The 23,929-nt window shown below is 60.5% G+C and carries 16 protein-coding genes; 6 read left to right on the plus strand and 10 right to left on the minus strand.

Annotation, left to right across the window (positions count from 1 at the left end; genetic code table 11):
• Window positions 1-2 precede the first annotated feature (2 nt).
• The 3 genes from HV782_RS10060 (at window position 3) to HV782_RS10070 (ending at window position 2,662) form a co-directional block, all read left to right on the plus strand.
• Entirely contained in the window at window positions 3-827 is an 825-nt protein-coding gene (locus HV782_RS10060) for a mechanosensitive ion channel family protein (protein WP_123463635.1), read from the plus strand.
• Window positions 828-914: 87 nt separating this feature from the next.
• Window positions 915-1,505 carry an RNA polymerase sigma factor SigX gene (gene sigX / locus HV782_RS10065; protein WP_011333251.1) on the plus strand — a complete coding sequence of 197 codons (591 nt, stop codon included), beginning with the start codon at window positions 915-917 and terminating at the stop codon, window positions 1,503-1,505.
• A 107-nt stretch (window positions 1,506-1,612) separates the two neighbouring features.
• A complete protein-coding gene (locus HV782_RS10070; RefSeq protein ID WP_128616020.1) occupies window positions 1,613-2,662 on the plus strand; it encodes an OmpA family protein in 1,050 nt (349 codons plus the stop codon).
• Between the two features lie 62 nt (window positions 2,663-2,724).
• Here HV782_RS10070 and cobA read toward each other — a convergent pair whose 3' ends face one another.
• The 8 genes from cobA to HV782_RS10110 form a co-directional block, all read right to left on the minus strand.
• Window positions 2,725-3,492 carry a uroporphyrinogen-III C-methyltransferase gene (gene cobA, locus HV782_RS10075; RefSeq protein ID WP_128616019.1) on the minus strand — a complete coding sequence of 256 codons (768 nt, stop codon included), beginning with the start codon at window positions 3,490-3,492 and terminating at the stop codon, window positions 2,725-2,727.
• A gap of 13 nt (window positions 3,493-3,505) precedes the next feature.
• Window positions 3,506-6,217 carry a nitrate reductase gene (locus HV782_RS10080; protein WP_186744808.1) on the minus strand — a complete coding sequence of 904 codons (2,712 nt, stop codon included), beginning with the start codon at window positions 6,215-6,217 and terminating at the stop codon, window positions 3,506-3,508.
• The gene (nirD, locus tag HV782_RS10085) at window positions 6,217-6,534 is read right to left on the minus strand and encodes a nitrite reductase small subunit NirD (protein ID WP_128616017.1); all 318 of its coding nucleotides are present in this window, start codon (window positions 6,532-6,534) and stop codon (window positions 6,217-6,219) included. Before nirD ends, HV782_RS10080 begins: the two co-directional genes overlap by 1 nt.
• Window positions 6,531-8,984, minus strand: coding sequence for a nitrite reductase large subunit NirB (nirB, locus tag HV782_RS10090; protein WP_123463624.1), 2,454 nt, complete (start codon window positions 8,982-8,984; stop codon window positions 6,531-6,533). Before nirB ends, nirD begins: the two co-directional genes overlap by 4 nt.
• Before the next feature lie 422 nt (window positions 8,985-9,406).
• Window positions 9,407-11,077: a bifunctional protein-serine/threonine kinase/phosphatase gene (locus tag HV782_RS10095; RefSeq protein ID WP_186744806.1), complete on the minus strand. Its 1,671-nt coding sequence runs from the start codon at window positions 11,075-11,077 to the stop codon at window positions 9,407-9,409.
• Window positions 11,078-11,084: 7 nt separating this feature from the next.
• Window positions 11,085-12,296 (minus strand): nitrate/nitrite transporter, encoded by a 1,212-nt coding sequence (locus HV782_RS10100; protein WP_186744804.1) that lies wholly within the window; start codon window positions 12,294-12,296, stop codon window positions 11,085-11,087.
• 980 nt (window positions 12,297-13,276) lie between these two features.
• Entirely contained in the window at window positions 13,277-13,852 is a 576-nt protein-coding gene (locus HV782_RS10105) for an ANTAR domain-containing response regulator (protein WP_123463618.1), read from the minus strand.
• A 15-nt stretch (window positions 13,853-13,867) separates the two neighbouring features.
• Window positions 13,868-15,079: a CmpA/NrtA family ABC transporter substrate-binding protein gene (locus tag HV782_RS10110; protein ID WP_186744802.1), complete on the minus strand. Its 1,212-nt coding sequence runs from the start codon at window positions 15,077-15,079 to the stop codon at window positions 13,868-13,870.
• Between the two features lie 225 nt (window positions 15,080-15,304).
• Between HV782_RS10110 and HV782_RS10115 the strand changes: the two genes are divergently transcribed.
• Window positions 15,305-16,324: a quinone-dependent dihydroorotate dehydrogenase gene (locus tag HV782_RS10115; RefSeq protein ID WP_186744799.1), complete on the plus strand. Its 1,020-nt coding sequence runs from the start codon at window positions 15,305-15,307 to the stop codon at window positions 16,322-16,324.
• Between the two features lie 238 nt (window positions 16,325-16,562).
• On the opposite strand, the gene rmf is transcribed toward HV782_RS10115, so the two are convergent.
• Complete coding sequence (gene rmf, locus HV782_RS10120) at window positions 16,563-16,778, minus strand: ribosome modulation factor (protein ID WP_003223300.1); 216 nt, start codon at window positions 16,776-16,778, stop codon at window positions 16,563-16,565.
• 530 nt (window positions 16,779-17,308) lie between these two features.
• Between rmf and rlmKL the strand changes: the two genes are divergently transcribed.
• Both rlmKL and HV782_RS10130 read left to right on the plus strand, forming a co-directional pair.
• Window positions 17,309-19,579, plus strand: coding sequence for a bifunctional 23S rRNA (guanine(2069)-N(7))-methyltransferase RlmK/23S rRNA (guanine(2445)-N(2))-methyltransferase RlmL (rlmKL, locus tag HV782_RS10125; RefSeq protein WP_123463612.1), 2,271 nt, complete (start codon window positions 17,309-17,311; stop codon window positions 19,577-19,579).
• Between the two features lie 145 nt (window positions 19,580-19,724).
• Window positions 19,725-22,106, plus strand: a complete 2,382-nt coding sequence (locus HV782_RS10130; RefSeq protein ID WP_128614965.1) for a sensor domain-containing diguanylate cyclase — start codon at window positions 19,725-19,727, stop codon at window positions 22,104-22,106.
• A 140-nt stretch (window positions 22,107-22,246) separates the two neighbouring features.
• Here the strand turns inward: HV782_RS10130 and dacB are convergent, their stop codons facing one another.
• On the minus strand, window positions 22,247-23,707 hold the full coding sequence (gene dacB / locus HV782_RS10135; protein ID WP_186744797.1) for a D-alanyl-D-alanine carboxypeptidase/D-alanyl-D-alanine endopeptidase: 1,461 nt from the start codon (window positions 23,705-23,707) through the stop codon (window positions 22,247-22,249).
• Window positions 23,708-23,929 lie beyond the last annotated feature (222 nt).

Here is a 23,929-nt window from a genome sequence, read left to right on the forward strand (position 1 = left end):
ATATGGAACTTGATCTCTGGACTCAGAGCCTCGTCACTGCAATGACTGCGTTGTGGACCAAAGTCGCCAACTTCATTCCGAATCTGTTCGGCGCCCTGGTGGTGCTGCTGTTGGGTTTCGTGGTGGCGAAGCTGCTCGATACCTTGCTGTCCAAATTGCTCGCCAAACTGGGCCTTGATCGCCTGATGGGCGGCACCGGACTGACCAAATTGATGTCGCGGGCGGGTTTGCAGGTACCGATTTCGACCTTGATCGGCAAAATCGTCTATTGGTTCGTTCTGCTGATTTTTCTGGTTTCTGCGGCAGAGTCTCTTGGGCTTGAGCGAGTTTCAGCTACGCTCGACATGCTGGCGTTGTATTTGCCGAAGGTTTTCGGCGCTGGCCTGGTGCTGCTGGTGGGTGTCTTGCTCGCTCAGCTGGCCAACGGGCTGGTGCGCGGGGCGGCAGAAGGCGTAGGGCTGGACTACGCTTCGGGTTTGGGTCGAATTGCCCAAGGGTTGGTGATCATCATCAGCATCTCGGTCGCAATCAGCCAGCTCGAGGTCAAGACCGACCTGCTGAACCATGTGATCGTCATCGTTTTGATTACCGTTGGTCTGGCGGTTGCGCTGGCAATGGGGCTGGGCAGCCGGGAAATTGCCGGTCAGATTCTTGCGGGAATCTATGTGCGTGAGTTGTATCAGGTTGGGCAACAAGTGCGTGTTGGTGAGGTCGAAGGCCAGATCGAGGAGATCGGCACGGTTAAAACCACATTGTTGACCGATGAGGGTGAGCTAGTCTCACTCTCCAATCGGATCCTGCTGGAACAGCATGTGAGTAGCCGCTAACCCGGCAAACCCTGCTAATGTATGCCGCCGCAAAATGCCCTGAGAGGGTAGCGGCGGACATTGACCTGACTGTCGGCACGACTTGTTTTGAATAAAGCCCAAACGCTATCCACGCGCTATGACCCCCGTGAGCTCTCTGATGAGGAGTTGGTCGCGCGCTCGCATACCGAGCTGTTTCACGTTACGCGCGCCTATGAAGAGCTGATGCGGCGTTACCAGCGAACATTATTTAACGTTTGTGCGAGATATCTTGGGAACGATCGCGACGCAGACGATGTCTGTCAGGAAGTGATGTTGAAGGTGCTGTACGGCCTGAAGAACTTCGAGGGGAAATCGAAGTTCAAAACCTGGCTTTACAGCATCACCTACAACGAATGCATCACGCAGTATCGGAAGGAACGGCGCAAGCGTCGCTTGATGGACGCTTTGAGTCTGGACCCCCTGGAAGAAGCGTCGGAAGAAAAGGCGCCGAAACCCGAGGAGAAGGGCGGACTCGATCGCTGGCTGGTGTATGTGAACCCGATTGACCGTGAAATTCTGGTGCTACGATTTGTCGCAGAACTGGAGTTTCAGGAGATCGCAGACATCATGCACATGGGTTTGAGTGCGACAAAAATGCGGTACAAACGTGCTCTAGATAAATTGCGTGAGAAATTTGCAGGCATTGCTGAAACTTAGTTCAGCGCAAATATCTCTTACGTGTAGGCAAGTTCTGATAGACTTGCCGCCGAGTTGTCCCCCGGTTTGCGGGACTGCTTCACAATCACCAGATGGGGATTTAACGGATGAAACTGAAAAACACCTTGGGCTTGGCCATTGGTTCTCTTATTGCCGCTACTTCGTTCGGCGCACTGGCACAAGGCCAAGGCGCAGTTGAAGGCGAGATCAACTACAAGAAGCAGTACAACGACAGCATTGATCATGTCGAAGACGGCTTCAACCCAGGCGCCAAAATCGGTTACTTCCTGACCGATGACGTCTCGATCAACTTCGGCTGGGATCGTAACAACCACACCCGTTCGAACGATGGCACCGGCAGCCAGAAAATCAAAGGCGACAACTTTGGTCTGACCGCTCAATACCACTTCAACAACGCTGGCGACGCTCTGCGTCCATACGTTGAAGGTGGCGTTAAGCACGGCACTCTGACCAACGTAGCAGCTGACGGCCACACCGGTCGCGACCAGTCGACTTTCCTGACTGCAGGCGCTGGCGTTAAGTACTACTTCGCCGAAAACTTCTTCGCCCGTGCTGGCGTAGAAGCTGACTACAAACTGGACAACGGCCGTTGGGACTACGCTCCATCGGTTGGTCTGGGTGTGAACTTCGGTGGCGGCGGCAAGCCAGCTGCTGCTCCAGTTCCAGCTCCGGCTGAAGTCTGCTCCGACAGCGACAACGATGGCGTTTGCGACAACGTTGACAAGTGCCCGGACACCCCAGCCAACGTAACTGTTGACGCTGATGGCTGCCCAGCAGTTGCTGAAGTTGTTCGTGTAGAGCTGGACGTGAAATTCGACTTCGACAAGTCGGTCGTCAAGCCAAACAGCTACGCTGACATCAAGAACCTGGCTGACTTCATGAAGCAGTACCCAGCCACTCACACCACTGTTGAAGGTCACACTGACTCCGTCGGTCCTGACGCTTACAACCAGAAACTGTCTGAGCGTCGTGCAAACGCCGTTAAGCAAGTTCTGACCAACCAGTACGGTGTTGAATCGTCCCGCGTTCAGTCGATCGGCTACGGCGAAACCCGCCCAGTTGCTGACAACAAAACTGAAGCTGGCCGTGCTGTAAACCGTCGCGTAGAAGCGCAGGTTGAAGCTCAAGCTAAGTAATTAGCTGCCGCTCCGAGAAAAGCCCGGCTCAGGCCGGGCTTTTCTTTGCCTGCGATTTGGGCTTACGAGACGCACGCGGTCCCTGTGCAGGTGCTGCCGCAGGCTGCGATCTTTTGATCTTCAACAACAGCCGCCACTGCGCCGATCACCAGAATGGCAGGGCTCTTGAGTTCAAACCTGCACGCATCGTCACTCATTGACGTCAGATTGCTCCGGCATTCGCGCTGCGCTGGCAACGACGCATTCTCGATCATCGCCACCGGCGTATCCGCCGCCATCCCGCCCGCCAACAGTTGATCGCGAATCTCGCCCAGCTTGGCCACGCCCATATAAATCACCAGCGTGGTGCCGCCCTGCGCCAGTGCCTGCCAGTTCAACTGGCTGTCGTCCTGCGTGTGTGCAGTCACCAGTGTCACCCCACGCGCCACGCCGCGTAACGTCAGCGGAATATCACATTGCGTCGCCCCGGCCAGCCCGGCGGTGATGCCATTGACCAATTCCACTTCAACGCCACGCTCACGCAGCCACTGTGCCTCTTCACCACCACGTCCGAAAATGCACGGATCGCCGCCCTTGAGCCGCACCACGCACTTGCCCTGGCGGGCATAGCGCAGCATCAGTCGATGGATAAAGGCCTGCGGTGTCGATCGGCATCCACCCCGTTTGCCCACCGCAATGATGCGCGCGGCAGGGCAGTGTTCCAGCACCGCGCCGTTGACCAGGTCATCGATCAGCACCACATCGGCTTCGCGCAAGGCGCGTACCGCTTTGAGGGTCAGCAGTTCCGGATCACCCGGCCCTGCACCCACCAGCCAGACTTTCGCATTCATGGTGTGTTCCTCATCAGATGACGGCTGGCTGCAGGTTGGCAGCCAGCAAGCGTTTTATTTCCGGGACACACGAGCCGCATTGCGTGCCGCAGCCCAGCTGGCTCTTCAGACCCTGCAGATCCAAGCCCCGGCGAATGCCGGCGCAGACCGCGTTGAGGCTGACGTTTTTGCAGTTGCACAGGGTTTTATCCACGGCCATTTGCGCCCCGGCACTGCCCGGCGGCGCGCTCATGGGCGCCAGCAGCCAGCGCCGCAGTTGTTCATCCGCACGGCCTTCCAGCCACAACCCTTGCAGCCAATGCTGGGCGAGGGTTTCGCCGGCGAGGCGAATCGCCGTGATCCGGCCGTTTTCAATGCGCACACGCTTGCCAATGGCACGGCGTGGATCGTCGTAGGCCAATACCGGGCCGTCGCTGAGCGAAAGGCATCGGTCGATTTCACCGAGCAATGGCGCATCCGGTGCCTCGTGGCTGGCTGCGCGTATCAGCAATGCTGATCGTTCACGTCCGACAAGGCTGAGACTCACGTAGGAAAACGCCTCGCAGAGAGGGCGTAGGGCCTCGATATGCCGTTGAACATCGCCCTCGATCAGGGCGAACAGTTGCCACGGCAAGTCCACTTTCTCCAGGCGCACGCCACTGTGTTTGAGCTCCGGTTGCTTCGACAACGGGTCGAACGCCGGTTGGGTCAGATTGTTCACACCGCCCTTGAGAAAACGATCGCCCCAATGCATGGGTAAAAACGCCTGTCCCGGACGCACGCTGTCGTCGCTTCCAACAGCAACGATCACGGCGCCCCGGCGGCTTTTCAGGTTGACCAGATCGCCTGGCTGCAAGCGATGCCGACGCAATTCATCCGGATGCAGGCTTAACTGCGCCTCGCTGACATGCCCAAACAATTGAGCAGCCGTACCGGTACGGCTCATACCGTGCCACTGATCACGCAGGCGCCCGGTGATTAATGTCAACGGGAAGCGCGCATCACGCTGCTCTTTGGCAGCTCGGTAAGGCTCGGCCATGAACTGAGCGCGCCCGTTGGCCGTAGGAAAAATGCCGTCTGCGTACAAGCGCGCCGTCCCTTTTCGGGCGCCGATGGGGAAGGGCCATTGCTGCGGCCCGATCTCATCAATCAAGGCGTGACTGATTCCGGACAAGTCCAGATCCCGACCGCACGTCAGCAGTTTGTATTCATCGAATAACTGCGCGGATTGATCGAAGGCAAACAGGCTTGGCGCCTCGGGGCGCAAGCGTTTCTCCAGCCGTTGTGCAAAGTCCACCGTGATCGACCAATCCGCTCGCGCTTCACCGGGTGGGAGAATGGCTTTGCGCACGTGGGAAATACGGCGCTCGGAATTGGTCACCGAACCTTCCTTCTCGCCCCAACTGGCAGCGGGCAAGAGCAGGTCGGCGAACGCAGCGGTTTCGGTGGTGCGGAAGGCTTCTTGCAGTACGACAAACGGGCAGGCTTGCAGCGCTGCCCGCACCGCGCTCTGATCCGGCAGCGATTGCGCCGGGTTCGTGCAGGCAATCCACAGCGCCTTGATCTTGCCATTGCGCACCTGCTCGAACAGTTCGATGGCGCTGAGCCCGGGGGTTTCCGGTAGCCGCTCTACACCCCAGTAGTGCGCCACGTCGGCGCGGTGTTGCGGGTTGGCGACCTCTCGATGGCCGGGCAACAGATTCGCCAGGCTGCCGGTTTCCCGCCCGCCCATGGCATTCGGCTGACCGGTAAGGGAGAACGGTCCTGCTCCCGGACGGCCAATCTGCCCGGTGGCCAGATGCAGATTGATCAATGCGCTGTTTTTCGCGCTGCCGGCCGTGGACTGGTTCAAGCCCATGCACCACAAGGACAGAAAACTCGCTGACGTGCCCACCCATTCAGCACATTGCTGCAATTGCTCGAGGCTGATCCCGCACAGTTGCGCAACCATTTGCGGGGTGTAATCGCGCACCAGGTTCTTCAACTCGGCAAGGCCTTCGGTGTGCGCCTTGATGAAGTCGCGATCGATCCAGTCTTCCCACAACAGCAGATGCAAAATCCCATGAAACAAAGCGACATCGGTGCCCGGCAAAATGGCCAGATGCAGATCCGCCAAGTCGCAGGTGTCGGTGCGGCGGGGATCTATGACGATGACCTTCATCTGTGGGCGGCGGGATTTTGCCTCTTCAAGCCGACGAAAAAGTACCGGATGTGCGTAGGCCATGTTACTGCCGACGATCATCACGCAATCACTGAGTTCCAGATCCTCGTAGCTGCACGGGGGCGCGTCGGCACCGAGGCTGCGCTTGTAGCCAACCACTGCCGAAGACATGCACAGCCGTGAATTGCTGTCGATGTTGTTGGTGCCGACCAGCGCCCGGGCGAGTTTGTTGAAGGCGTAGTAGTCCTCGGTCAGCAACTGACCGGAAATATAGAACGCCACGCTGTCCGGGCCGTGTTCGGCGATGGTCTCGGCGAATACGTTGGCGGCGTGTTCCAGTGCGGTGTCCCAATCGGTACGGCTGCGCGCCAGACCCTTGCCCAGGCGCAGCTCCGGGTACAGCGCGCGCGCCGCAAGGTCGCCAGTCAGGTGCAGGGTCGAGCCTTTGCTGCACAGTTTGCCGAAGTTGGCCGGATGCGCCGGATCGCCGCTGACGCCGAGGATGCGCTCGCCGTCGTGTTCGATCAGCACGCCGCAGCCGACCCCGCAATAGCAGCAGGTCGAGGCGGTCGTCTGGCGGTTCATCAGACGGCATCCCGCAGCGCCAGTTGCACCCGGCCGTTCTCGACCCGGGCCGGATGATGGTGCGCGCAGCCGATGTCCGGGGCCTGGGCTTCGCCGGTTTGCAGGTCGATCTGCCAGTTGTGCAACGGACAGGCCACGCGCTTACCGTAGATCAAACCCTGCGACAACGGGCCGCCCTTGTGTGGGCAGCGGTCATCAAGAGCGAAAACCTCATCGTCGCTTGTACGAAAAATCGCGATGTCGCCTTGGGGGCCAGCAATGATCCGCGAACCGAGCGCATTGATTTCATCCAGGGCACAGATATCGAGCCAGTTCATGCCGGTACCTCCAGGTTTTTCACGGGAATCACGTCGAATTCTTTCTTCAGTTGCGGCTGCGCCAGACGCTCTTTCCACGGGTCCTGTTCGAACGACAGGGAGAATTGCAGGCGTTCGTTGAGGGCTTTGCGGCGCTCCGGGTCTTCAAGCACGGCTTGCTTGATGTGCTCCATGCCGACCCGTTGCAGGTAGTGCACGGTGCGTTCGAGGTAAAAGGCTTCTTCGCGATAGAGCTGCAGGAAGGCGCCGTTGTATTCACGGACTTCTTCGGCGGTCTTGAGCTTGACGAAAAACTCGGCGACTTCGGTCTTGATCCCGCCGTTGCCGCCGATGTACATCTCCCAGCCGGAGTCGACGCCGATGATGCCGACGTCCTTGATCCCCGCTTCCGAGCAGTTGCGTGGGCAACCGGAGACGGCCAGCTTCACTTTGTGCGGTGACCACATGTTGAACAGGTCGTGTTCCAGTTCGATGCCCAACTGCGTCGAATTCTGCGTGCCGAAGCGGCAGAACTCGCTGCCGACGCAGGTTTTAACGGTGCGGATGGATTTGCCGTAGGCGTGGCCGGAGGGCATGTCGAGGTCCTTCCAGACGCCGGGCAAGTCCTGCTTCTTGATCCCCAGCAGGTCGATGCGCTGGCCGCCGGTGACCTTGACCATGGGCACGTTGTACTTGTCGGCCACGTCGGCGATCCGCCGCAGTTCCGAAGGGTTGGTCACGCCGCCCCACATCCGCGGAACCACCGAGTAGGTGCCGTCCTTCTGAATGTTGGCGTGAGCGCGTTCGTTGATCAGGCGCGATTGCGGATCGTCCTTGGCTTCGCCGGGCCAGGTGGAAATCAGGTAGTAGTTGAGCGCCGGCCGGCAGGTCGCACAGCCATTGGGTGTACGCCAGTTGAGGTAACTCATGACGCCCGCGATGGTCAGCAGATGCTGCTCGCGAATGGCCTGGCGAATCTGCCCGTGATTGAGGTCGCTGCAGCCGCAGATGGCTTTTTCGCTTTTTGGTTTGACGTCCGCCGCGCCGCCGACGGTGTTGATCAGGATCTGCTCGACCAGCCCGGTGCAGGAACCACAGGAACTGGCAGCTTTGGTGTGTTTTTTCACCTCGTCGACGCTGAACAGGCCGTGTTCCTGGATCGCCTTGACGATGGTGCCTTTGCACACGCCGTTGCAGCCGCAGACTTCGGCGGTGTCGGCCATGCTCATGGCTTTGTCCTGGCCTTGATGTCCTACATCGCCTAACGCATTTTCCCCAAACATCAGATGATCGCGGATCTCGCCGATGGCGTGATTCTCACGAATCTGCCGGAAATACCAACCGCCATCCGCCGTATCGCCGTACAGACAGGCGCCGACCAGTACGTCATCCTTGATCACCAGTTTTTTGTACACGCCGCCAATCGGATCGGAGAGGGTGATGGTTTCCGTGCCTTCACCGCCCATGAAGTCGCCGGCGGAGAATAGGTCGATGCCGGTGACTTTCAATTTGGTCGAGGTTACCGAGCCCTGATAACGGGCGAATCCCAATTGTGCAAGGTGGTTGGCGCAGACCTTGGCTTGTTCAAACAACGGTGCTACCAGGCCATAGGCGATGCCGCGATGGCTAGCGCACTCGCCGATGGCATAGATACGCGGGTCGTAGGTTTGCAGGGTGTCGTTGACCAGAATCCCGCGGTTGCACGGGATGCCGGCTTTTTCCGCCAGTTCGGTATTGGGGCGAATGCCGGCGGCCATCACCACCAGATCGGCCGGGATGATGTCGCCGTTCTTGAATTGCACCGAGCCGACCCGACCGTTGCCGGCGTCATGCAGTGCCTGGGTTTGCTCGCACAGGCGAAAATGCAGGCCGCGTGATTCGAGGGCGCTTTGCAGGAGTTGGCCGCTGGTCTTGTCCAGTTGCCGCTCCAGCAGCCATTCACCAAGGTGCACCACGGTGACGTGCATGCCGCGCAGCATCAGGCCGTTGGCGGCTTCGAGGCCGAGCAGGCCACCGCCGATGACCACCGCGTGCTTGTGGGTTTTCGCGGTGTCGATCATTGCCTGGGTGTCGGCGATGTCGCGGTAGCCGATCACCCCGTGCAGAGTGTTACCGGGGATCGGCAGGATGAACGGTGTCGAGCCTGTGGCGATCAACAGGCGATCGTATTCAGCTTCGGTGCCGTCCTCGGCGATTACCCGACGTTTGACCCGGTCGATCTCCACCACTTTGCGGTTGAGCAGCAGCTTGATGTTGTTTTCCAGGTACCAGTCCAGATCGTTGAGGACGATCTCTTCGAAAGTCTGCTCACCGGCCAGCACTGGCGAGAGCAGGATGCGGTTGTAGTTGGTGTGCGGTTCGGCGCCGAAGACGGTGATGTCATAGAGCTCGTCGCTCAGTTTGAGCAGTTCTTCCAGGGTGCGGACGCCGGCCATGCCATTGCCGATCATCACCAGTTTGAGTTTTTTCATCAGGGTCTCCGGGGAGCGGCGGCTGGCCTCTTGTGGGCAGTCAGGCCTTGCTCGAGAAATTTTGCGCAAACAAAAAAAAGGCGTCCCGCTAGTTGCCTAGCGAGGACGCCTTTGTCCTGGTCCCGTTCTCTCGGGAAGCCCGGCCTTCGTCGTTGAAGGTTGGGCTTTATGTGTGTGTTGAGTGGGGTAATGCAGTGGTTGTGCCAAGTGGGGACGGTGGCGGGTTTATTGGGGGTGACGGATTTTGAGGATGGTTTTTTTGCACTGATTCGAAGCGGGTTGCTCGTTCGTGGGGCATTCAGGCAGTTGAATTTGTGGTGATTGGGCGGGCGCCTTCGCGAGCAAGCTCGCTCCCACAGGGGGCTGTGGTGTTCACAAATCCCCTGTGGGAGCGAGCTTGCTCGCGAATGGCGCGATGCGGTTCAACTGTGAAACAACAAAACCAGCAGCACCAGATTCCCAAGCAAAGCCACCAATGCCATCGTCCGCCAGACCTTCAGCGGCTCCCGCTCCAATAACGGTCGAGGACGCACGCTCAAACTGCGCCGCTCGCCCTGTTCCAACACCAGCAACCACTCTTCAGCCGTTTCAAAACGCTGCTGCGGATCCGCTGCCACACCACGCTCCAGACTCTGCGCCAACCATTCCGGCAGATCCGGCCGATAACGACTGGCGCTTACCGGCACGCCAAAGCGCGGCCGCTGAAACGCCTCAATCTCGCCATAGGGAAAATGCCCGGTGAGCAGGAAATACAGGGTCACGCCGACCGCATACAAATCCTGCTGTGCACTCGGCGGATCCCCGCGAAACGCTTCCGGGGCGATGTAACTTGGGGTTCCGGGCAGCGTTGACGGCGCGTCTTCGGACAAGCCCGGGCAATACGCCAAACCAAAATCCAGCAGACGTAACTCACCGTCGTCACCCCAATGCAGGTTTTCCGGTTTGATGTCCCGGTGCACAATCTGCCGTCGATGCAAAAGCCCCACCGCTCGCAGCAGGCGCTCGGCAATATCCTGCCACTGCGCCAGCGGCAATGGGCCGTACTGCTGAAACAGCTGCGCCAGCGTCGTCCCGGAATATTCCCGCATCACGTAGTACAAATGCTGACGCTGCTGGCAGGCATGGACTTCAGGAAAGTGCCGGCCGGCCACACGTTTCAGGAACCACTCCTCGGACAGCAGCGCTTGCCCGGCGTGAGGATCATCGGCGCTGCGCGACGGCAGGGTTTTCAGCAACCACGTCTGGCCTTGTCCATCGACAACCCGATACAGCAGCGATTGCTGACTCTGAGCGACAATCCCCTGAACCTGCCAGCCTTCGAAGGATTGGCCAGGTTTCAGCGGCGGCGGCAGGGGCCATTGCTGCAGATGGATCAGCGCATCGCCGATATTCGCTTCACCCAGCGCATCGACGCGCACCAGCAATGCACTGGCATTGTCCTGACTCCCCGCCAGATGCGCCGCGTTGACCAGTGTTTGCGCGGCGCTGTGCAGATCCGGCTGATCACGCAGAATCGCTGCAATCGCGGTATCGCCCAGCGTTGACCAGATACCGTCACTGAGCAGCACAAAGCTTTCACCGTCACGCAGCTCTCCGTCGAGAAAATCCAGCACCAGATGCTGATCCAGCCCCAGCGCGCGCTTGAGCACGTGCTGCATACCCGGCTGATCCCAGACGTGATCTTCAGAGATCCGCTGCAAACTATCGCCGTGCCAGCGATACACCCGGCAATCACCGACATGGGCCAACGTAAAGCGCCGACCGCGCATGACCAGCGCACTGACAGTGGTGAGCAACGGTTGCCCGCCGCCGTTGGCCTGTAACCAGCGGTTTTGCGCGAGCAATAGACGGTCTAGTGCCTGGGCCACGCTCCAGGTTTCCGGTGTGGCGTAGTAGTCGAGCGCCAGCGCCTGCAAGGTCGAACGCGCAGCCAGTCCGCCATCGGCACACTGGCTGACGCCATCAGCGATAGCGAACAGATAACCCTTGCTCGCCGCCAGCGCCGGAGCGGGCGTGACCAGGCGCAAAGCGTCCTGATTCTCCGCACGCGGCCCGGTGGCGCTGGCTTCGGCAAAACTCAGTTGCAGGGCCATCGACGCCTCAGACCCGCGCCGCCGTCACGGCTGCCGAACCCCAGGTGGTTCTCCAGCGACGCTTGACCCCGTGCAGGCCAAACCACGCCAGTACGCCGAGGCTGGCGAATAACCACAGGGCCAGTTGATAGCTGCCGGTGCTCTGTTTGATCGCGCCCATGCCGGCGGCCAAGGCAAATCCGCCGATACCGCCGGCCATGCCGATCAACCCGGTCATCACGCCGATTTCCAGACGAAAACGCTGCGGCACCAGTTGGAACACTGCGCCGTTGCCTGCCCCTAAACCGAGCATGGTGCAGACGAAAAGTGCCAGCGCGGCGTAGGAACTTGGCAGGTTAAACCCGACGGCAGCGATGCAGACGGCAGCGACGGTGTACATCGCCAGCAAGGTGCGGATGCCGCCGAAGCGATCCGCCAGCGCGCCACCCAGCGGCCGCATCAAACTGCCACCGAATACGCAGGCCGCGGTGTAGTAACCCGCCGTGACCGGGCTCAGGCCGTATTGGTCGTTGAAGTAGCCGGGCAGGGCGCTGGCCAGGCCGATGAAACCGCCGAAGGTGACGCTGTAGAAAAACATGAACCACCAGCTATCGCGGTCGCCCAAGGCTTTGAAGTAGTCAGCCATCGCTTTGGCTTTCGGCCGCTCAGGGGCGTTTTTCGCCAGCCAGGCGAACAGCACCAGTGTCAGTATCAGCGGGATCAAGGCGAAACCGAACACATTGCTCCAGCCAAACGAAGCCGCCAGCACCGGTGCAATCAGCGCGGCGAACACGGTGCCAGAGTTGCCTGCACCGGCAATGCCCATGGCTTTGCCCTGATGCTGCGGCGGATACCATTGCGACGCCAATGGCAGGGCCACAGCGAACGACGCACCGGCCATGCCGAGGAACAGACCCAGCAGCAGGGCCTGTTCGTAACTGTGGATACCGAGTTTCCACGCACCGAACAGTGCGCAGATCACGATGACCTGGCCGATCAGACCGGCAGTTTTCGGTGACAGACGATCAGCCAGCATGCCCATCGCAAAGCGCAGCACCGCCCCGGCCAGAATCGGCGTCGCCACCACAAGACCGCGTTGTTGCGTGGTCAGGTGCAGGTCGGCGGCGATTTGCACCGCCAGCGGCCCGAGCAGGTACCAGACCATGAAACTCAGGTCGAAATACAGGAAGGCCGCGAACAGGGTCGGGGTATGGCCGGATTTCCAGAAGCTTGAATTCATCGCGCACCTCAGCTGAAAAGAGTCTCGATAGGAGTCACAGCAGGTGGGGCGCCACCACGGCCGCACCACCGGCCCCGGGCTGTGGGGCCAAAACGCAAAAAACGCCGCTACCTGTTTCGCCATGAGGGGCAAACGGGTGAGCGACGTCTTTGTCGTGGGTGGGGCAACCGCCGTTGGTTACCTGTGCGTTTTACTTAGCGAGATTTGTGCCAACAGGTGAAAGATCAAAAGCCCCTCACCCTAGCCCTCTCCCGGAGGGAGAGGGGACTGATTGTGGGATGCTCGCGAAGTACGCCGACCTGTGATTTCTGCTGTGAATCCATAATCGACCCGGTCTTTCAGGTCGATGTGTGACGCCAGACACCTCGATCAATCCCCTCTCCCTCCTCCGGAGGGAGAGGGGACTGATTAGGGGATGCTCGCGAAGTACGCCGACCTGTGATTTCTGCTGTGAATTCATAATCGACCCGGTCTTTCAGGTCGATGTGTGACGCCAGACACCTCGATCAATCCCCTCTCCCTCTTCCGGAGGGAGAGGGGACTGATTAGGGGATGCTCGCGAAGTACGCCGACCTGTGATTTCTGCTGTGAATTCATAATCGACCCGGTCTTTCAGGTCGATGTGTGACGCCAGACACCTCGATCAGTCCCCTCTCCCTCTTCCGGAGGGAGAGGGGACTGATTGGGGGATGCTCGCGAAGTGCGCCGACCTGTGATTTCTGCTGTGAATCCATAATCGACTCGGTCTTTCAGGTCGATGTGTGACGCCAGACACCTCGATCAGTCCCCTCTACCTCCTCCGGAGTGAGAGGGGACTGATTGGGGGATGCTCGCGAAGTACGCCGACCTGTGATTTCTGCTGTGAATCCATAATCGACTCGGTATTTCAGGTCGATGTTTGACGTCAGCACACCTCGATCGGTCCCCTCTCCCTCCGGGAGAGGGCTAGGGTGAGGGGCTTTTCAAGCAGCCAGAGCTTTTCAGCCAAGCAACTCACTCATGGCAATGATCTGCTCCGCCACCTGAATCAGCTTCTGCTGCCGGCTCATGGCCTGGCGGCGCATCAGGGTGTAAGCCTCTTCCTCATTGCAATCCTTCATCTTCATCAGCAACCCCTTGGCCAGCTCGATGCGCTTGCGCTCGGCCAGTTGCTGGTCGCGCGCCTGCAGTTGCGCACGCAAGGCCTGATCGCTTTCGAAGCGCGCCATGGCCACATCCAGAATCGGCTGCAAGCGTTGTGCGTGAATGCCTTCGACGATGTAGGCGCTGACCCCGGACCTGATTGCCTGACGCATCACCCCCGGATCATGTTCATCGGTAAACATCACGATCGGCCTGGGCTGGTCGCGGCTGACCAGCACCACTTGTTCCATGACATCGCGGCCGGGTGACTCGGTATCGATCAGGATTACGTCCGGGCGCACCGTTTCGACGCGGGCCGGCAGGTCGATGGTCAGACCGGATTCGTCGATCACCTCGAAACCGGCTTCAGTCAACGCGGCTTTCAGGCGACCGACTTTTTTCGCCGTGTCGTTGATCAGCAGAATGCGCAACATGTTGGCGGTCTCCTGTCAGCGGCGGGCGAGTAGGGGAGCGTCATCGCTCAGGGCGTGCAGCTTGAAGCTGCGGGCGAAACCGGCCGGATCGCTGCCGTCCCAGACCTTGCCGTCGAGCAACTGGCTGCTGCGCATGTCGGTGCCCCACGCGGCGACGCCGACAGCGGTGGCGGCGTCGCGGTAGATATCCAGTTGCTGAACCTGGCGGGCGACGGCGAGGTAATCCGGGTCTTCGCGCAGCAGGCCCCAGCGGCGGAACTGGGTCATGAACCACATACCGTCCGATAGATACGGCAGATTCACCTCGCCGTTGCCGTGAAAACGCAGCGCGTGCGGATCCTGCCAGCGATTGCCGAGGCCGTCGGCATAATCACCGAGAAAACGCGGTTCGATGCACGAAAGCGGAGCGTCCAGATATTCCGGCGCGCTGAGCAATTGTGCGGTGCTGCGGCGGTTTTCCGGACTTTCTTCGATAAAGCGGCTGGCTTCCAGGACCGCCATCACCAGCGCCCGCGCGGTATTGGGGTACTGCTCGACAAATTCACGGGTGCAGCCAAGGATTTTTTCCGGGTGATCGGGCCAGATGCTCTGGCTGGTCGCCATCGTGAAACCGAGATCCTGCTGCACCGCGCTGGCTGCCCACGGTTCGCCGACGCAAAATCCGTCGATGCGCCCGGCCTGCAAGTGCGCAACCATTTGCGGTGGCGGCACCACCACACTGTCGACGTCCTGCAACGGATGAATGCCCTGGCTCGCCAGCCAATAGTAGAGCCACATGGCATGGGTGCCGGTGGGAAACGTCTGGGCGAAGGTCAGTTTTGCGCGGCTTTGGTGCACGTGGCGATCCAGCGCTTCAGGACTGATCACGCCGAGGTTTTGCAGGCCGTGGGAGAGGTTGAGGCTCTGACCGTTCTGGTTCAGGCCCATCAACACCGCCATGTCCGTCGAAGCGACGCCGCCGATGCCCAGATGGACGGCGTAGATCAGGCCGTAAAGGCTATGGGCGGCGTCGAGTTCACCGCTGACCAGTTTGTCGCGCAGATTGGCCCACGACGTCTGGCGCTTGAGGTTGAGGGTCAGGCCATAAGGCTGAGCGAAGCCTTGAGTGGCAGCGACGACGACCGAGGCGCAATCGCTCAGGGCCATGAAACCGAGGTCGATCGCGCTTTTTTCCGGGGCATCACTGCCATTGACCCAGGCCAGCGGCCCGACGGACGAATCATTCATAAAAAGCCACCTTGAAAAAAAACGCCGTCCCGGGCTTTTGCACAGGCAAAAACCGAGGACGACGCCATTGTCCTGAGCCGCACGCCGTCGTTGGCTTGCAGGCTGATACCGGGGAAAGGTGCAAGGCATATGCCACTCGTGGCGATTTGCGCGTGCGCCTCGCGCGCCGGGGTGTTGCCCGGCTATAATCGCCGCCTCTTTTCGCCGCCCGAGTCATCGCCGCCCATGTACACCCTGGCCCGTCAGCTGTTGTTCAAACTTTCCCCGGAAACCTCTCACGATCTGTCGCTGGATCTGATCGGCGCGGGTGGGCGTCTGGGGCTCAACGGCATGCTGTGCAAGAAGCCGGCGCACGTGCCGGTGACGGTCATGGGCCTGGACTTCCCGAACCCGGTGGGTCTGGCGGCCGGTCTGGACAAGAACGGCGCGGCCATCGACGGCTTTGCGCAACTGGGCTTCGGGTTTGTCGAAATCGGCACCGTGACCCCGCGTCCGCAGCCGGGCAACCCGAAACCGCGAATCTTCCGCCTGCCGGAAGCCGAAGCGATCATCAACCGTATGGGCTTCAACAACCTCGGTGTGGATAACCTGCTGGCGCGGGTCGCTGCAGCCAAATACAAGGGCGTGCTGGGGATCAACATCGGCAAGAACTTCGACACCCCGGTCGAGCGCGCGGTGGACGATTACCTGATCTGCCTGGACAAGGTGTATGCCCATGCCAGCTATGTCACGGTCAACGTCAGCTCGCCGAACACTCCGGGCCTGCGCAGCCTGCAGTTCGGTGATTCGCTCAAGCAATTGTTGGCGGATCTGGCGGCGCGTCGCGCCGAGCTGGCCCTGCGACACGGCAAGCATGTGCCGCTGGCGATCAAGATCGCTCCGGACATGACCGATGAAGAGACCGCGCAAGTGGCTCAGGCGCTGATCGAGACCGGTATGGACGCGGTGATCGCCACCAACACCACCCTGAGCCGCGTCGGCGTCGAAGGCATGGAGCACGGTGACGAGGCGGGCGGTCTGTCTGGCGCCCCGGTGCGTGACAAGAGCACCCACACCGTGAAGGTGCTGGCGGCGGAACTGGGTGGCCGGTTGCCGATCATCGCGGCCGGCGGCATTACTGAAGGCAAGCATGCGGCCGAGAAGATTACGGCGGGTGCGAGCCTGGTGCAGATTTATTCGGGCTTCATCTATAAAGGCCCGGCGCTGATCCGCGAATCGGTCGACGCCATCGCCGCCCTGCGTTGATCCAATTGTGGGAGCGAGCTTGCTCGCGAAAGCGGTGTGTCAGTCTCTGTAGATATTGACTGAATAGACGCTTTCGCGAGCAAGCTCGCTCCCACCGGTGTGTGCAGCACAAATAATGTGACAGGCATAAAAAAGGGCTCCTCGAAGGAGCCCCTGGGCCGTAGCCCGCCGTCCGGGAAGGACGTGCATGGTAAGTCGCTAGAAATTCAGATTGTCGTGTTGCAGTCAGTGCCCTGTGTCAGCCAACGGCGTGAAGTTCGTTGAGTCTGTGGATTCCCGCAGTGCCGGTCATACCGTCCCAGTTGTCGCCGCGTCCTTCTCGCCAGCCGTTGATCCAGGCTTGGCGTACCGACGGTAGAGTAAATGGGCAAAGCTCACGGGATTTGCCACCAACGCCATATTGATATCCGCGCAAAAATGCTCTTTCCAACGGATCACGCTTAAGTCTTCTCATAGGGTGTTTCCCTCACTTGTTGACTGTTTGTGTCGCGTTGACCTCAACCGAGGTCTGGCAGAAAACTCTGCCGGGGTGCGGCTCGCTGCCGGCGTGGCGAGCCAAGGTGTTGACGCCGTTGCGACGTCAACCTGTGGTCAGTTCTAACCAATGAGTCACACCGAGGGAATGATCGTTTTGTCATAAGGACGTAACGAAAATAGTGCTACAGCCATAAGTAACGACGGGTTTCATGAACGTTTTTTCCGCAAACCCCGGTATGATCGGCTCCGCGCTGGATGGTGGGGTTAATCCTTTAGTGAGAATGACCCACGTTTGCGCTAGGTTAATAAGCGACGAAGGGTCGCTTTAAGACTTTTTGTTTCATCAACTTTTTTATCTGTCCCGGCATCTAAGCTCCTTTAACCCGAGCAGCGGGGATGGAACGGCACACCTTCGTGCCACGCGGGCGCTCTTTTAGAAAAGCGCCTGATTGAAAACCGGATCGGCAATGCGTTGCCGATTCACTAGCCAAAGGCTCTGGAAATACCATGTCCGACCGTTTCGAACTCTTCCTCACTTGCCCTAAAGGCCTTGAAGGCCTGCTCATCGAGGAAGCCGTCGGGCTTGGCCTTGAAGAAGCGCGCGAGCACACTTCCGCCGTGCGTGGCATGGCGAGCATGGAAACCGCTTATCGCCTGTGCCTTTGGTCGCGTCTGGCCAACCGCGTGTTGCTGGTGCTCAAGCGTTTCCCGATGAAGGACGCCGAAGACCTGTATCACGGCGTGCTCGACATCGACTGGCAGGATCACATGCTGGCCGACGGCACCCTGGCTGTCGAATTCAGCGGCCACGGCTCGGGTATCGACAACACCCACTTCGGTGCCCTCAAAGTCAAAGACGCCATCGTCGACAAACTGCGCACCCCGCAGGGCGATCGCCCGAGCATCGACAAGCTCAACCCGGACTTGCGCATTCACCTGCGTCTGGATCGCGGCGAAGCGATCCTCTCCCTCGACCTCTCCGGCCACAGCCTGCACCAGCGCGGCTATCGCTTGCAGCAGGGCGCGGCGCCGCTGAAGGAAAACCTCGCCGCGGCGATTCTGATCCGTTCCGGCTGGCCACGCATTGCGGCCGAAGGCGGCGCGCTGGCTGACCCGATGTGCGGTGTCGGTACGTTCCTGGTCGAGGCCGGCATGATCGCCGCCGACATGGCGCCGAACCTGCGCCGCGAGCAGTGGGGCTTCACCGCTTGGCTGGGTCACGTCCCGGCGCTGTGGAAAAAGCTCCATGAAGAAGCCGTCGAGCGTGCCGCTGCCGGTCTGGCCAAGCCACCGCTGTGGATTCGCGGCTACGAAGCCGACCCGCGTCTGATTCAGCCGGGCCGCAACAACGTCGAGCGCGCCGGTCTGAGCGAGTGGATCAAGATCTACCAGGGCGAAGTCGCGACCTTCGAGCCGCGTCCGGACCAGAACCAGAAAGGTCTGGTGATCTGCAACCCGCCGTACGGCGAGCGTCTGGGTGACGAAGCCAGTCTGTTGTACCTCTACCAGAACCTCGGCGAGCGCCTGCGTCAGGCCTGCCTGAACTGGGAAGCCGCGGTGTTCACCGGCGCGCCGGACCTGGGCAAGCGCATGGGCATCCGCAGCCACAAACAGTATTCGTTCTGGAACGGCGCGCTGCCGTGCAAGCTGCTGCTGATCAAGGTGCTGCCGGATCAGTTCGTCACTGGCGAGCGTCGTACCCCGGAGCAGCGTCAGGCCGAACGCGAACAAGCGGCATACGACCAGACCCCGGACGAGCCGCAAGAGCGCAAGTTCAACAAGAACGGCAACCCGATCAAACCGACGCCCGCTCCGGCACCGGTGATCGAGCAGCCGCGCTTGAGCGAAGGCGGGCAGATGTTTGCCAACCGCCTGCAAAAGAATCTCAAGGCGATGAGCAAGTGGGTCAAGCGCGAAGGCATCGACTGCTACCGCGTCTACGATGCCGACATGCCGGAATACGCCATGGCCATCGACCTGTACCACGACTGGGTGCACGTCCAGGAATACGCCGCGCCGAAGTCGATCGACCCGGAAAAAGCCTCGGCGCGCATGTTCGACGCCTTGGCAGCGATCCCGCAGGCACTGAATGTCGACAAGAGCCGCGTGGTGGTCAAACGCCGCGAGCGCCAGAGTGGCACCAAGCAGTACGAGCGTCAGGCGGCGCAGGGCAAGTTCAATGAGGTGAGCGAAGGCGGTGTGAAGTTGCTGGTCAACCTCACTGACTACCTCGACACCGGCCTGTTCCTCGACCACCGGCCGATGCGCATGCGCATTCAGAAAGAGGCCGCCGGCAAACGCTTCCTCAATCTGTTCTGCTACACCGCGACCGCCAGCGTGCACGCGGCCAAGGGCGGCGCACGCAGCACCACCAGCGTCGACCTGTCGAAAACCTACCTCGACTGGGCACGCCGCAACCTGTCGCTGAACGGTTTCTCTGACAAGAACCGTCTGGAGCAGGGCGATGTGATGGCGTGGCTGGAAAGCAGCCGCGACGAGTACGACCTGATCTTCATTGATCCGCCGACCTTCTCCAACTCCAAGCGCATGGAAGGCATCTTCGACGTGCAGCGTGATCAGGTGCAGTTGATCGACCTGGCGATGGCGCGTCTGGCAACCGGTGGCGTGCTGTATTTCTCCAACAACTTCCGCAAGTTCCAGTTGGAGGAAAACCTGACCGAGCGCTATGCGGTCGAGGAAATCAGCGCGCAAACCATTGATCCGGATTTCGCCCGCAACACCAAGATCCACCGCGCCTGGAAAATCACGGCTCGTTGACACTTGCCAAAGTTGGATCCACAGAGCCTTGATTTTTAAAGGCTCTTGGATCCGTTCAGTGCTAGCCAAATTAATGGCTAATAGCTATAACTCAACTCATGGCCAATGGGGTTTCCCCGGAACACTGGCGTAGTGAGTTGCCTTTATGTCGTTGCACCCCGTGCGCCCAAAGATCCTGGGTTTTATCAGCGAAGAAGTCTCGGCCTGGCTGGTCGCGCTGCTGGTATTGCTCGCCGGCGGGATTCTCACGGGGCTGCTCGCCTGGGCCACCCTCAACCAGTTCCATCAGCAATTGCGTCAGCGTTTTCAACTGCTGGCCAATGAACGTTACAGCCGCATCGAAGAGCGCTTTCAGGATCAGGAGCAACGCCTGGATGGCCTGCGCCGCTTCTTCGCCAACTCCGAGTCGGTGTCCCGCGCCGAATTCGACGGTTATACCCGCCCTCTGTTGCTGCGCACCCAGGCCTATTCGTTTGCCCTGCGGGTCAGCGGTGCCGAGCGCGCCGCGTTCGAGCAGCGCGTGCGTGACGAAGGCCTGAGCACGTTTACCATCCGCGAACTTAATGCCCAGGGCGAGTTGCAACTGGCCGCGATCCGCGACGAATACGTGCCGGTGCTGTACAGCCAGACCCAGAGCCGTCTCGGCTCGCCGTTGGGCTACGATTTGCTGGCCCAGCCGCTGCGCCGCGACACCTTGCAGCGCGCGGACAAGCTCGCCAGTCTGGCGGTGTCGCAACCGATGCATCTGGTCAGCATCGAGCCGTCTTACGCCCGCGGCGTGCTGCTGGTGGCGCCGGTGAGCCGCGAGGGCCAGCCGCGACCGTTCGGCTACGCGATGGCCGTGATCAGCATGCGCCAGTTGCTGGCCGACGGCTTGCCGGATGCGTCTCATGACTACCTGTCGGTGCGCATCCTCGATCTGTCAGTCACTGATCAGCATGAGGTGCTGTTCGAATCGACCAACGAGCCGGCGGCCAGCGATTTGTCGGCCACCCGCTTGCTGCGCATGGCCGATCACGATTACCAGGTTGACATCCTGCCGAGCGAAGCCTTTATGCAGGCCAACCATTCGTCGGTCGGCAGTGTGGTGATTCTCGGTGGTTTGCTCAGCCTGCTGCTCAGCGCCTTGCTGTATGTGCTGGTCAGCCAGCGCCAGCGTGCCTTGCGCATGGTCCAGTTGCGCACCCAGGAATTGCACGAGCGCGAACAGGAGTTGCGCGGCACCCACGGCCAGTTGCGCGGGGTGTTGAACGCCGCGACCCAGGTGGCAATTATCGCCACCGACCTGCGCGGGGTGATCAACACCTTCAATCCCGGCGCCGAGCAGATGCTCGGTTACAGCAGTGCCGATGTCGTCGGCCACATGACTCTGGAAAACCTGCACTTGCCCCGCGAGTTGAGTGCGCGGGCGGCGGAATTGAGCGCGCGTTATGGCAAAAGCATTCCTACCTGCCATGCGATGTTGGTCGAGGGCGGTGAAGTCGGTGGCCACGAAGCACGCGAATGGACGCTGGTGCGCAGCGATGGCAGTCATCTACCGGTTAACATGCTCGCCACCCCGGTACTGGATGAGCAGGGCTTGTGGGTCGGCCATCTGGCGATTTGCATCGACATCACCGAGCGCAAGCGTGTGCACGAAGTGCTGGCGGCGCGGGACGTGTTGCTGAAGAAGCTCAGCGCCCACGTGCCCGGCGGCATTTATCAATTCAAGATGGAATTCGACGGGCGTTTCAGCGTGATCTACGCCAGCGACGGCATCCGTGAGATCTACGAGCTGGAACCCGACGTGTTGCTGTTCAATGCCGAGGCAATCTTCACGCGTATTCATCCGCAGGACGTCACCCGCGTACGCACCTCGATTCGTGCCTCGGCGGACAGCCTCAGCCCGTGGCGCGAGGAGTATCGCGTGCAATTACCCGAGCGCGGCCTGCGTTGGGTGCGCGGCGAGGCGACCCCGGAGGAACTGCCGGGTGGCGGCGTGTTGTGGCACGGCTACATCTCGGATATCTCCGACCTGAAGCGAGTGGAGGAAGAATTGCGTGCGCTGTCGGTAACCGACTCGCTGACCGGGATTCACAACCGGCGCTATTTCCAGGAGCGCCTGACCACTGAAATGGCTCGCGTCGAACGGGGCGGCGGCGAGTTGTCGGTGATCATGCTCGACATCGACCATTTCAAGCGCATCAACGATCAGTATGGCCACGCCATGGGCGACCGGGTGTTACAAGCGGTGTGCGAGCGTATTGGTCATCGCCTGCGGCGTACCGATGTGTTTTGCCGCTTGGGCGGCGAAGAGTTCATGGTGCTCTGCCCGGACATCGACGGTGAGCATGCGTACATGCTGGCGGTGGAGTTGTGGCAAGGCTTGCGCAGTGCGCCGGTGGATGTGGTCGGGGTGGTGACGGCGAGTTTCGGCATCGCCAGCTGGCGGCCGGGGGAGGGCGCGGATGCGTTGCTGCTGCGGGCGGATTCGGGGGTGTATATGGCAAAGCAGCGCGGGCGCGATCGCGTCGAGCAGATGAGTTAGGCCGCGACGCGGTTCCCCTGTGGGAGCGAGCTTGCTCGCGAAGGCGGCGTGCCAGTCGCCAAAAATACTGACTGAACTGACGCCTTCGCGAGCAAGCCCGCTCCCACAAAATCTAAAGATCGCAGCCTGCTTTGGGCGGCTTAGAGCGCCGAAGCGGTCTGCGGCAGTTTCGGTTGCTTGTACAGATCCAGTAGCACCTGATCCAGCACCGACGATGCGCCAAACGGCGCCTTGTCGTTGAGGATCGCCACCACCGCCCAGGTATTGCCATTGACGTCGCGGCTGAAGCCGGCAATTGCACGCACGGTGTTCAGGGTGCCGGTCTTGACGTGGGCTTCGCCGCGCATCGCTGTGGTTTTCAGGCGTTTGCGCATGGTGCCATCGGTGCCGGCGATCGGCATCGAGCTGATGTACTCGGCGGCATACGGGCTGTGCCACGCCGCTTGCAGCATGTTCGCCATCTCGCGGGCGCTGACGCGTTCGGCACGGGACAGGCCGGAACCGTTCTCCATCACCAGATGCGGCGCGGTAATGCCTTTCTTCGCCAGCCACTGACGTACTACGCGCTGCGCGGCTTTGGCGTCATCACCGTCGGCGTCGTTGCGAAAGCGCTGACCGAGGCTCAGGAACAGTTGCTGGGCCATGGTGTTGTTACTGTACTTGTTGATGTCGCGGATGATTTCCGCCAGATCCGGCGAGTACGCACGGGCCAGCAGTTTGGCGTTGCCTGGCGTCGCGCCGAGACGATCCTTGCCTTGAATGCTGCCGCCCAGTTCTTTCCAGATCGCGCGCACGGCGCCGGCGGTGTAAGTCGCGTGGTCGAGCAGCGACAGGTAGGTCTGCGAATTGCAGCCTTCGCCCAACTGGCCGGCCACGGTCACGTTGACGCTGCCATCGGCCTGCGTCACCGGGTTGTAGCGCACGCCGCCGGTGCATTGCTTGGAGGGCAGGGCCTTGACGGTGTTTTCGATATGGATGCTGGCAATCGGCGGTTCCACCGAAATCAGTACCCGACCACCGTCATTGCGCGCGACGAAGCGCAGGGCCTTGAGGTTGACCAGCAGCGAGTCGGGCTTGACCAGAAACGGTTTGTTCTCGTCGTTGCCGTCGTCGTTGAACTCGGGCAGTTGTGGCTGGATGAAGAAGCTGCGGTCGAGGATCAGATCGCCGGTGATCTGGGTCACGCCGTTGGCGCGCAGGTCGCGCATCAGCAGCCAGAGTTTTTCCATGTTCAGTTTCGGATCGCCGCCACCCTTGAGGTAGAGGTTGCCGTTGAGGATGCCGCCACTGAGGTCGCCGTCGGTGTAGAACTCGGTTTTCCACTGATGGTTGGGGCCGAGCATTTCCAGCGCCGCGTAGGTGGTGACCAGTTTCATGGTCGAGGCCGGGTTGACCGACACGTCGGCGTTGTACACGGTCGGGTTGCCCGGGCCGTCGAGCGGGATCATCACCAGCGACAGCGCGCTTGGCTGCAATTTACTGGCCTTGAGGGCTTTTTCGACGTTGGGGGTGAGGGCGGTATTAAGGGTGGCGGAGGAAACAGGCAGGGCCAGCGGCAGAAGAAGGCCGGCGAGAAACAGTGGACGCAACGATTTGATCATATGAAATAAAACCCTGCAGAAGAGGGGAAAAATAACGAGGACATGGATAAAAAAGCCCTCAGTGGTCATGAAAGTGTCGGCATTATGCCCCAAGGTTCTACAGCTTGTGCCTTGTCCGGGCCGGCCAATAGGTTATTTTTTTACAGGCGGTCGGCTTCAGGGGCCAGAGAGTCGGGCAATCGACGCCTTAAACTGGTAAAGTGCCGGCCGTTAATACTTAAG

Source organism: Pseudomonas monsensis, assembly GCF_014268495.2.
Classification (GTDB): Bacteria; Pseudomonadota; Gammaproteobacteria; order Pseudomonadales; family Pseudomonadaceae; genus Aquipseudomonas; species Aquipseudomonas monsensis.